Source organism: Streptomyces sp. CO7 (assembly GCF_053474865.1).
The window spans coordinates 1,460,666-1,471,430 of the sequence record NZ_JBRIOU010000002.1; the positions used below are offsets into that span (position 1 = coordinate 1,460,666).

The following is a 10,765-nucleotide window of genomic DNA, read 5'->3' on the forward strand; positions in this document are numbered from 1 at the left end:
CGGCCCCTGGCGCGTTTCCGGAGCCGTCCGCTTCCGCCTTCCTGAATGTCAGGCCCATGCCAATTTGAGCCCCGCAGTCCCTGCCACAAGCGGCGAGGTCCGGACATGCGCCGACGAGGGCGTACAAGCCGAGCCGGGGCCGCCGAGCCCGGGAGGCCGGGCCTGTTACCGGTTCTTCGAAATGTTTCGGAGACTGACCCTGAAGGGTCACCGAGGATTTCGGAAAACTTTCGGAAACATAGTCATTGACTGCCGCTCTTCAGCGCGCGCATACTCACGACCGTTCGAAACCTCCCCGTTGCGGAGACGACTCCGCACGGTCCGTACCCGTCCACCCGGCACGTCCACCGCGTATGTCCGTAGCCCGCCAGCAGGGGGCGCCGCGATCGTTGCGACTGGGCCACGTGCCCGAACCTCATCAACGCCACGGTCGGCCTGCCACCTGAAATGCCCGAATCGGTGCACGCGCACTGTTTTGGGAGACCAGCAGGCGATTACTTCACGTTCATTATTCACACGCACCTGTGCCGGTGACGACAAATCAGGGAGTTTCCAAGATGGCGAGGAAAATGCGCAGCATCAAGGCTGTTGCGATCGGCGTGGGCATCGTTCTCGCAGCCACCGCCTGCGCAGGCAACGGCGAGACCGACGACAACGCCGAGTCCGGCGGCAAGGTCACGCTGACCGTGTGGGAGAACGCTTCCCCCGGTCCGGGCGCGGAGTACTGGAAGGGCGCCGTCAAGGAGTACATGGCGGCGAACCCGAAGGTCACGATCAAGCTGCAGCAGGTCCAGAACGAGGACTTCGACGGCAAGCTGCAGACCGCGCTGAACTCCAACTCCGCGCCGGACATCTTCCTGCAGCGTGGTGGCGGCAAGATGAAGGCCATGGTCGACGCCGGTCAGCTCCAGGAGCTGCCCTTCAACGACCAGGACAAGGCGAACGCGGGCGCCCAGGTCGCCGGCGCGACGATCGACGGCAAGGTCTACGCCGTCCCGCTGTCCACGAACCCCGAGGGCATCTACTACAGCAAGGACCTCTTCGAGAAGGCCGGCATCAAGTCGACGCCGACCACGATGGCCGAGCTCGAGGACGCCATCGCCAAGCTGAAGAAGATCGACGTCGCCCCGATCGCGGTCGGCGCCAAGGACGCCTGGCCCGCCGCGCACTGGTACTACAACTTCGCCCTGCGTCACTGCAGCGAGGACGCGCTGAACAAGGCCGGCGCCGAGCTCAAGTTCGAGGACCCGTGCTGGGTCAAGGCCGGCGAGGAGCTGGAGAAGTTCCTCAAGATCGAGCCGTTCCAGAAGGGCTACCTGACGACCCCCGCCCAGCAGGGCGCCGGCTCTTCGGCGGGCATGCTCGCCAACCACAAGGCCGGCATGGAGCTCATGGGCAACTGGAACCCGGGCGTCATCGCGGGCCTGACCCCGGACAAGAAGCCGCTCCCCGACCTCGGCTGGTTCCCCTTCCCCGCGGTCGACGGCGGCCAGGGTGACCCCTCCGCCATGATGGGCGGCAGCGACGGCTACTCGGTCGCGAAGGCCGCGCCGAAGGAGGCCTTCGAGTTCCTCCGCTGGCTCGCCACCAAGGAGCAGCAGGAGAAGTACGCCAAGGGCTTCAGCACTCTCCCGGTGAACAAGGAGGCCCAGAGCGTCGTCACCGACGAGTACAACAAGTCGACGCTGGAGGCCTTCAACAAGGCCGCCTACTCGGTCATGTTCCTCGACACCCAGTACGGCCAGAACGTCGGCAACGCGATGAACACCGCCGTCGTGAACCTGATGGCCGGCAAGGGCACGCCCGAGGACATCGTCAAGAACACCAACGCGGCTGCCGCGAAGGGCTGAGTAAGGAACCATGAGCGACACCCTGGGTACTGACACGGCCTCCGGCCGTCAGTCGCAGGGCACGCCAGAAGCCGGGGACGCGGCCAAGTCCGCGTCCCCGGCCTCGCCGCGAGCGGCTGGACGCCGCCGCAGTGGCCGTGCCCGGATGCGACTCGAGATCGCGATCCTGTCCGGACCGGCGATCCTCGTCTTCCTGGCCTTCGTGATCTTCCCCGTGGCGCTTGCCGCGTACTACGGCTTCTATCGGTGGAAGGGTTACGGAGACCCGACCGACTGGGTGGGGCTGGACAACTACAAACTGATCCTCGGCGATCCCGCGTTCCAGGAGGTGCTGACCCACAACCTGCTGATCGTGGTGCTCTCCCTGCTGATCCAGGGACCGCTGGCGATCGGCCTGGCGCTGCTGCTCAACCAGAAGATCCGCGGACGTTCGATCATCCGCATCCTGATCTTCGTGCCGTACGTCATCTCCGAGATCATCGTCGGCACCGGCTGGGGCCTGCTGCTGCAGTCCAACGGCGCGGTCAACGACCTCCTGGGCAAGATCGGGCTGGAGTCCTGGCAGCACGACTGGCTGTCCGACCCGGACCTCGCCCTGTGGACGCTGATGGGGATCATCACCTGGAAGTACATCGGCTTCGCGGTGATCCTGATGCTCGCCGGCCTGCAGTCCATACCCGACGAGCTCTTCGAGGCCGCGGAGATCGACGGCGCCTCCTACTGGCAGATCCAGCGCCGCATCACCCTGCCGCTGCTCGGCCCGACGATCCGTATCTGGGGCTTCCTGTCGATCATCGGGTCGCTCCAGCTGTTCGACCTCGTCTTCATCATCTGGGGCCCCTACATCGCGGGCACCGCGGGGACGTCCACGATGGCGATCTACATGGTCGCCGAGGGCCGCAACGCGGCGAACTTCGGGTACGGCAGCGCCATCGCGGTCGTGATGTTCGTGATCTCGATGATCGTCGCGCTGTTCTACCAGCGCTTCGTCCTGCGCCGTGACCTGCAGGGCGCCGTGACCGAGGGAGACGCGAAGTGAGCGCGACCACCGCCAAGTCCGCGAACCTCACCGGGATCGCGCGGCGCCGGCGCACCAACCGCGGCAACGACGGTGTCAAGCAGAAGTGGGGCAACCCCTTCACCTACATCGTCGCGCTGCTCTTCATCGTGGCGTGCATCGCGCCGGTGCTGTTCATCGTGCTCGGCGGGTTCCGCACCAACTCGCAGTTCACCACCGACCCGTCCGGGCTGCCGAGCCCGTGGTCGCTGACCAACTACACCGACGTCCTCGCGACCCAGACGTTCTGGGGACAGTTCGGCAACTCGGTCATCGTCGGTCTGGCGAGCACCGCGGGCATCGTGCTGCTCGGCCTGATGGTCAGCTTCGTGATCGCGCGCTACGAGTTCAAGTTCAAGGGCGCGATGTACTCGCTGTTCGCCGCGGGCCTGATGTTCCCCCTGGTCATCGCGATCACGCCGCTGTACATCATGATCAAGAACCTGGGCCTGATCGACAACCTGCTGGGCATCATCATCCCGCAGATCGCGTTCGGCCTGCCGACGACCGTCATCATCCTGGTGCCGTTCCTCAAGGCCATCCCGAAGGAACTCGAGGAGGCCGCGTCGATCGACGGTACGAGCCGGCTCGGTTTCTTCTTCCGCATGGTGATCCCGCTGTCCACCCCCGGCGTGGTCACCGTCAGCATCCTGGGCTTCCTCGGCAGCTGGAACAACTACCTCCTGCCGCTGTACGTCCTGAACTCCGAGGCCAACTACACCCTGCCCCTCGGCGTCCAGGCGCTCTCCGCCTCGCAGTACTCGCAGGACACCGCGAAGATCCTCGCGTTCACCTCGCTCGCGATGCTGCCCGCCCTGATCTTCTTCTCGATCTTCGAGAAGAAGATCGTCGGCGGCCTGACCGGTGCCGTGAAGGGCTGAGCCGCACCCCGTCCGCACCGGACCGTTCCACGCCTGCCCCCGCCGCCCCGCGGCGGGGGCAGGCCCCGTTGACCGTGGCAGCGCCCGCCCCCGCACACCGCGCGCAGCCCCAGGAAGGACCATCGCCATGCCCCGCGCCCACATCGCGCTCGACCGGAAGGCCGTCGTCGCCCCCGTCCGGCGCCGCACCTTCGGCTCGTTCGTCGAGCACCTCGGCCGCTGCGTGTACACCGGAATCTTCGAGCCCGGACACCCGAGCGCGAACGAGGACGGCTTCCGCATGGACGTCGTCGACCTCGTGCGGGAACTCGGCAGCACCACCGTGCGCTACCCGGGCGGCAACTTCGTCTCCGGCTTCCGCTGGGAGGACTCCGTCGGCCCGCGCGAGCAGCGGCCGGTGCGCCGCGACCTCGCCTGGCGCTCGCTCGAGTCCAACCAGGTGGGCCTCGACGAGTTCGCCAAGTGGCTCAAGCTCACCGACTCCGAGCTGATGCTCGCGGTCAACGTCGCCACCCGGGGCATCCTGCCGGCCCTCGACCTGCTCGAGTACGCCAACCACCCCTCCGGCACCACCCTGTCCGACCTGCGCATCGCCAACGGCACCCCCGAGCCGCACGACGTGCGCATGTGGTGCCTCGGCAACGAGATGGACGGCCCCTGGCAGACCGGCTTCATGACGGCGGACGACTACGGCAAGATCGCCGCCCGGACCGCCGCCGCGATGAAGACGGCCGACAAGGACCTCGAACTGGTCGTCTGCGGCTCCTCCGGATCCGGCATGCCGACCTTCGGCGACTGGGAGCGCACGGTGCTCGAGCACGCTTACGAGCACGTCGACTACGTCTCCTGCCACGCCTACTACCAGGAGCTCGACGGCGACCTCGGCTCCTTCCTCGCCTCCGCGACCGACATGGACTTCTTCATCGACACCGTCGTCGCGACCGCCGACCACGTGGGCGGCAAGAAGCGCTCGAAGAAGAGGATCGACGTCTCCTTCGACGAGTGGAACGTCTGGTACCTCAAGGAGCACCAGGAGCAGGAGGCCCGGGAGACCGACCTGGAGTGGCGCCACGCCCCGCGCAAGCTGGAGGACGTCTACACCGTGGCGGACGCCGTGGTGGTCGGCAACCTGCTGATGACGCTGCTCAAGCGCAGCGACCGCGTCACCTCCGCGTCGCTCGCGCAGCTGGTCAACGTGATCGCGCCGATCATGACCGAGCCCGGCGGACCGGCCTGGCGGCAGACGACCTTCCACCCCTTCTCGATCACCAGCCGGCTCGCCTCCGGGGAGGTGATCCGGCCCGTGATCGAGGCGCCGGTGTACGGGACGGCGCGGTACGGCGAGGCGTGCCTCGTGGACGCCGTCGCCACCGTCGACGAGGACCGGGCCGCGGTGTTCCTGGTCAACCGCGACCAGCGGGAGACGGCCCAGGTCACGATCGACGTGCGCGACCTCGGGTCCTCACGCGTCGTGGAGGCGCTCACGCTCGCCGACGCCGATGTGTACGCGAAGAACACGCTCGCGGAGCCGGACCGGGTCACGCCTGCCGTCAACGCGAGCGCGACCCTCGCCGACGGCACGGTCACCGTCGAACTCCCGCCGGTGTCGTGGACGGCGATCGCCCTGCGCTGACCGTCCGGACGCCTTTCGGCGGACATTCGACACTTTCGACGACACCTGATGGAGGAACCGAACGATGAGCCGAGCCCCGGCCGGGACGGCGTCCGGGGCGAGGCCCGCGGCGATCGCAGCTCTCGGCGCACTGATGGCCGCGACGTTCTGCGTCTCGACCACGGAGAACCTCCCCGCCGGGCTCCTCCCGGAGATCTCCGCCGGCCTGGGCGTCTCCCTGTCCGCGGCCGGCCAACTGGTCACCGGGTACGCCGTGGTCGTGGCGGTACTGAGCGTCCCGCTCACCTACGCCACCCGCCGGGTCCCACGCCGCCCGCTGCTGCTGGGCCTGATGGCGCTGTTCGTGGCCGCCTCCCTGGCGTCCGCCGCCGCGCCCACCTTCGGCCTGCTGCTCGCCTCGCGTGCCGTGACGGCACTGGTCCACGCCGTCTTCTGGGCGGTCGTCACGGTCACCGCGACCGGCCTCTTCCCGGTCGCGGTGCGGGGCCGGGTGGTCGCCATGGTCTTCGGCGCCACCTCGCTGGCCACCGTGCTGGGCGTGCCCGCCGGAAGCTGGATCGGGCAGCAGGCGGGCTGGCGCGTCGCGTTCCTGGTGCTCGGCGGGATCGGCCTGGCGGCGCTCCTCACCGTCGTCCTGTGCCTGCCGTCCACCGAGGCGGCGCAGGCGGCCGCCGCCGAGGACCGCGCGCCGGACCGGGCGCGCTACGTCGTGCTGGTGGCGACCATCGTGCTGGTCATGACCGGTCTCGGCGCGGCGTTCACCTACACGGTGCCGTTCCTCCTCGAGGTGAGCGGCTTCTCCACCGAGGCGATCAGCCCGCTGCTGCTGGTGCGGGGCGCGGCGGGCGTGGCGGTGCTCTTCCTGGCCGGCCGCCTCGCGGACCGCCACCCCCGGCCGGCAACGGTGGCGCCGGTGGCGCTGCTGGCCCTCTCGCTGCTCGGTCTGTACGCGTGGGGCGCCGAGCCCGTGGTCGCCGCGGTGCTGACGGCGACCAGCGGCATGGCCCTGTTCGCCATGATCACCACGCTGACCAGTGAACTCCTCGCGGTGGCGCCCGGCGACCTGTTCATCGCCTCGGCCGTCGGCAACGCGGCGTTCAACGCGGGCACGGCCGCCGGGGCGGCGGCCGGCGGCATGGTGCTGTCCGCGTCCGGGATCCGCGCCGTGATGCTGATGGGCGGCGCGCTGACGGCGGCGGCGCTGGCCGTGCTGCTGGTCGACCAGCTGGTGCGCCGCACCCCGCGGGCGCAGCGGGCGACGGTCACCGGGCCCTCGGCGGGGCGGGACGCGGAGCCGGGTCACCGGTCCGAGCGGGTGAGTTCGTAGAGGGCCGCCTCGTCCGGGTCCCCGGCGTAGACGTACAGGACGGGGTGTTCCTCGTTCCCGCCCACTGCCCATCCCTCGACGGCGCACCCGGGAACGCGGACGGTGACGTGCTGGGTCCAGGCGTTGTCGCCCGGGTCGAACGTCCAGGAGCCCCGTCCGTCGCAGGGGTCCGCGCGCGTCCCGTCGTCCTCGAACTGGGCCAGCCCGGTGGCCGTCGCGGTGCCGTCCGCTTGGAGGACCAGGACGTCGGGGTCGCCGTTGGCCCAGGAGCCGGTGAGCGTCCGCGCGGTCATGGACGGCGGCTCGTACGCGTGCACGACACCGGTCGCCAGGGCCAGCGCCCCGAGCACGGCGGCGCCCAGCACCGTGCCGGCGCCCCAGAGCGCCACCCGGCCGACCGGCCGCCAGCTCTGTCGCGGTCCGCGGAGCCGGGCCAGCAGCACCGCGGGCAGCGAGAAGGCCGCGACCGCCGCCCACAGCGCGAACATCACCGGCATCGGTGTGGGATCGGCGCGCCGGACGAGCAGGAACGAGGCGGGCAGGGCTACCAGCACCGCGGCCGGCAGCACCCACCACCAGGCCCTCGGACGGCGGAACAGCCGCGCCAGACCGTCGCCCAGCCAGACGGCCGGCATGACCACGACGTGCGAGAACAGGACCCCGAACAGCACCCCCACGACGGCGAGCAGCGGCAGGAAGACCAGCGTCAGAGTGCCCGGGACCATGTGCGGGGTCTCCGTCGTGGCGAGCGCCACCGTGCCGGCCACCAGACCCAGCATCGTCTCGAACCCCAGCACCAGCATGGACATCACCAGCATCCACGCGTAGTTCCGGCCTCGACGGGCCATGATCCCTCCCCGTTTCACGGCATGGTCACGGCATGCCGAAGAACGCGGTCCGCGCGGATGCGGCCGCCGGGATCATCCTGCCACTGTTTTGAACGCGTTCAACACGCGGGAGGGGTGAGGAGGGGTGAGAACGACGCTGCCGCCCGCGTGGGGTGCACGGGGGCGGCAGGTCCGGTTGTCGCAGGCTCAGGCGGTCGCGTCCGCCCCCGGTCCCGCCTGCTGCACCACCTCGAACGACCACAGGGTGGAGCCGCTCGCCGCCGGCTTCGGCCGCTCGCCGCCCTCACCCTGACCGCCGCCTTGGTGGGCGGACTTCATCGGCCCCTCCATCCAGGCCTGGAAGGCGGCCTCGTCACGCCACCGCGTGTACACGAGATAGGTGTCGGTCCCCTCGACGGGGCGGAGCAGCTCGAACCACTCGAAGCCGTCGGAGTTCTCCACGGCGTGCGCCCGCGAGGCGAAGCGCTTCTCCAGGATTTCTCGCTGCTCGGCGGGCACGGACAGTACGTTGATCTTCACGACGCTCATGCCCTCATCCTGCCGCACCGTCCCGGAGTGCCGCCGGAGGCCTCGCGCGGCACGTGTTTCTCGGGCATGGTGACCACAGGGCGGCCGCCCCGGCGAGCGGTTCGGTCGCCCGTGGGGAGGGCGCGTGGCGGAGCCGTTGAGCGGCTGGATATGGGCCCAGAACGCCCTGCCCTTCCTGCAGTTGCTGTCCCACTACGCCGGGTACGCCTTCGACGGCACCGACTGGGAGACCGTCGAGGCGGGCATCGGGGACACCGACGACGACCGGGCGGACGGCTGGTACACCTACCCGCTGGTCGGCACCCGGGCCGAACTGGAGGTCGCGCTGGCCCTGGCCGCGGGATCCGACGTCCTCGCGGTCGCCGTCACCGGCCTCGAGGACCCCGAACTCCGGCTGCGCGCCGACACGTTGATCTCCGCCTTCGCCAGCATGTGAGCCCGGGCCCGGCCCGAGCGACTCGCGGGAAGCCCGCCTATGCTCCCCGCATGACGACGACGAACGCGCTGCACGACGCCGAGGTGGCGCTCGCCGCCGCGCGGGCCGGGGCCGCCGTGGTGCGGGCCCTGTACGGCAGCGCGCCCGAGCGGCACGACAAGGGGAACGGTGACTTCGCCACCGCGGCGGACCTGGCGGCCGAGGAGGCGATCCTGGACGTGCTGCGCGCCTCCCGCCCGGGTGACGCCGTGACCGGTGAGGAGGGCGGAGCCGCCGGGGCGGCGGACGCCGGCCGCAGGTGGCTCGTCGACCCGCTCTGCGGCACCCTCAACTACGCCGTGGACACCATGCTCGTCGGGGTCAACGTCGCCCTGCGGGACGGCGGGCGGGTGACGGCGGCCGCCACGGCCGACCCGTTCAGCGGCGAGGTGTACCTGACCGACGGCGCGGGCGCCCGACTCGTGGGCCCCGACGGCACGCGCACGGACCTGACCCCTTCGCCGGCGTCCTGTCTGGTCGACCTCAACCTCGACCCGCCGTTCCCCAACGCCCCCGCCTTCCGGGCCGCCCGGCTGCTCGCCGACCCGGCGTTCACCGCGCGGTTCCGGCCCCGCGTCGTCTCCACGACCCTCGCCGTCGCCTGGGTCGCGGCGGGCCGACGGGCCGCGTACGTCACCGACGGGGACCTGCGCGACAGCGTGCACTTCGCCTCCGGCATCGCCCTGTGCCAGGCCGCCGGATGCGTGGTCACGGGCCTCGACGGCCGGCCCCCGTACACCGGCGCGAACGGTCTGATCGCCGCGGCCGACCAGGACACCCACGAGGCGCTGCTCACCATGGCGCGGGCCCGGGTCCCCGCGGAGCACTGAGCGCCGCTCACCCGGCCGCGGGAGCCAGCACCTCCTCGCAGTCGGCCCGGGCGTGCTCGCTCAACAGCGGGCGCAGGCGGGTGAACAGGGCGAGCAGGCCGGAGCCCCACCGCTGCCGGAAGCCCGGGTCCACGCGGGCGATGTCCAGCTCGTTGACCGCCGTCAGCTTGGTCGCAGGAGGCCTAGAGGTGGACGATCGCCTCGGCCTCGTCGTCGATCACCGCGGCCCGGCTCCCCGGCTGCCGCTCCAACGTTCCCGAGCGCTTCCGGGAAGCGGTGCCGATCGGCCGGACGGACGAAGCGGACGGGGCCCCGCGCGGCGGCGGTGCCAGACTCGGTCCCCGGACGCTGGAGGTGCGCGGTGGATCTCGACGCTGTCGCTCAGGAGCTGTACGGGATGCCCCCCGAGGAGTTCACCGGGGTGCGCGACGAGCGCGCCGCCCGGGCCCGCGAGGAGGGCGACCGGGAGCTGGCGAAGCGGATCAAGGCCCTGCGCAGACCCACGCTGTCGGCCTGGGCCTGCAACCTGCTGGTCCGGGAGCGCAAGGAGGAGACCGAACCGCTGCTGCGGCTGGGGGAGGCGCTGCGGCAGGCCCACCACGACCTGGACGGCGGCGTGCTGCGGGACCTCTCCCGGCAGCAGCACCTGCTGGTGTCCGCGCTGGCCCGGCAGGCCGTGGAGCTGAGCGCGGCGGCAGGGCACCGGGTGGGGGAGGGGGCCCGGGAGGAGATCGAGGGCACCCTCCGCGCGGTGCTGGCCGACCCGGAGGCGGCCGAGGCCTGGGCCGGGGGCCGGCTGACCAAACCGCTGGCGGCGGCGCCGGGTTTCGGGGCCGCGCTGGGCGGCGGGACGCCGCCCGACCTGCGGCTGGTGCCCACGCCGGAGGCGGAGGGTGAGGAACCGGGAGCGGACCGGGGCGGCACAAGCTCCGGCCGCCGGGGCAAGGGCGGCGCGTCGGACGCGGGCGGCCCCACACAGCGGGGGACCGCCGGCGAGGAGAAACGCCGCACCCGGCAGCGAGCGGCGGCCGAACGCGAGGCGGCCGAACGCGAGGCGGCGGAACGCGAGGCCGCGGAACAGGAGCGGCGACGCGAGCTGGAGGAGGCCCGCGCGCAGGCGGAGGAGGCCGCACGGGCCCTCGGCGAGGCGCAGGAGGAGACGGCCGGCGCCGACCGCGCCGCACAGGACGCGGCGGACCGCGTCGCCGCCCTCGGGGAGCGGGTCCTTGCCCTGGAGGAGGAACTGCACGCCGCCCGCGCCGAGAGCCGCGAGGCCCGGGCCGAGGAACGCGCGGCGCACGACCGGGCCCGGGCCGCCGTCCGCACCCTCCGCGAC

The 10,765-nt window shown here is 71.3% G+C and carries 11 protein-coding genes; 8 read left to right on the plus strand and 3 right to left on the minus strand.

The genetic code is table 11. The features are described 5' to 3' along the window. The first annotated feature begins 569 nt into the window (after positions 1-569). The 5 genes from ACOV8S_RS08675 (at position 570) to ACOV8S_RS08695 (ending at position 6,748) form a co-directional block, all read left to right on the plus strand. Complete coding sequence (locus ACOV8S_RS08675; RefSeq protein WP_448317111.1) at positions 570-1,850, plus strand: ABC transporter substrate-binding protein; 1,281 nt, start codon at positions 570-572, stop codon at positions 1,848-1,850. Positions 1,851-1,995: 145 nt separating this feature from the next. Further along, on the plus strand, positions 1,996-2,889 hold the full coding sequence (locus tag ACOV8S_RS08680; RefSeq protein WP_448317112.1) for a carbohydrate ABC transporter permease: 894 nt from the start codon (positions 1,996-1,998) through the stop codon (positions 2,887-2,889). Further along, positions 2,886-3,788: a carbohydrate ABC transporter permease gene (locus ACOV8S_RS08685; protein WP_448317113.1), complete on the plus strand. Its 903-nt coding sequence runs from the start codon at positions 2,886-2,888 to the stop codon at positions 3,786-3,788. Before ACOV8S_RS08680 ends, ACOV8S_RS08685 begins: the two co-directional genes overlap by 4 nt. 127 nt (positions 3,789-3,915) lie before the next feature. Next, entirely contained in the window at positions 3,916-5,421 is a 1,506-nt protein-coding gene (gene arfA / locus ACOV8S_RS08690; protein ID WP_448317114.1) for an arabinosylfuranosidase ArfA, read from the plus strand. A gap of 64 nt (positions 5,422-5,485) precedes the next feature. Further along, entirely contained in the window at positions 5,486-6,748 is a 1,263-nt protein-coding gene (locus ACOV8S_RS08695) for an MFS transporter (protein WP_448317115.1), read from the plus strand. Here ACOV8S_RS08695 and ACOV8S_RS08700 read toward each other — a convergent pair. Together ACOV8S_RS08700 and ACOV8S_RS08705 are read right to left on the minus strand one after the other, a co-directional pair. Continuing rightward, a complete protein-coding gene (locus tag ACOV8S_RS08700) occupies positions 6,721-7,596 on the minus strand; it encodes a hypothetical protein (RefSeq protein WP_448317116.1) in 876 nt (291 codons plus the stop codon). The genes ACOV8S_RS08695 and ACOV8S_RS08700 overlap by 28 nt on opposite strands. Before the next feature lie 186 nt (positions 7,597-7,782). Continuing rightward, a complete protein-coding gene (locus ACOV8S_RS08705) occupies positions 7,783-8,124 on the minus strand; it encodes an antibiotic biosynthesis monooxygenase family protein (RefSeq protein WP_448317117.1) in 342 nt (113 codons plus the stop codon). A gap of 124 nt (positions 8,125-8,248) precedes the next feature. Between ACOV8S_RS08705 and ACOV8S_RS08710 the strand changes: the two genes are divergently transcribed. Together ACOV8S_RS08710 and ACOV8S_RS08715 are read left to right on the plus strand one after the other, a co-directional pair. Continuing rightward, a complete protein-coding gene (locus ACOV8S_RS08710) occupies positions 8,249-8,560 on the plus strand; it encodes a hypothetical protein (RefSeq protein WP_448317118.1) in 312 nt (103 codons plus the stop codon). A gap of 50 nt (positions 8,561-8,610) precedes the next feature. Next, positions 8,611-9,429 carry an inositol monophosphatase family protein gene (locus ACOV8S_RS08715; RefSeq protein WP_448317120.1) on the plus strand — a complete coding sequence of 273 codons (819 nt, stop codon included), beginning with the start codon at positions 8,611-8,613 and terminating at the stop codon, positions 9,427-9,429. Between the two features lie 7 nt (positions 9,430-9,436). Here the strand turns inward: ACOV8S_RS08715 and ACOV8S_RS08720 are convergent, their stop codons facing one another. After that, a complete protein-coding gene (locus ACOV8S_RS08720) occupies positions 9,437-9,562 on the minus strand; it encodes a hypothetical protein (protein ID WP_448317121.1) in 126 nt (41 codons plus the stop codon). A gap of 228 nt (positions 9,563-9,790) precedes the next feature. Between ACOV8S_RS08720 and ACOV8S_RS08725 the strand changes: the two genes are divergently transcribed. Continuing rightward, positions 9,791-10,765: hypothetical protein (locus tag ACOV8S_RS08725; RefSeq protein WP_448317122.1), on the plus strand; the 975-nt coding region annotated here is incomplete at its 3' end.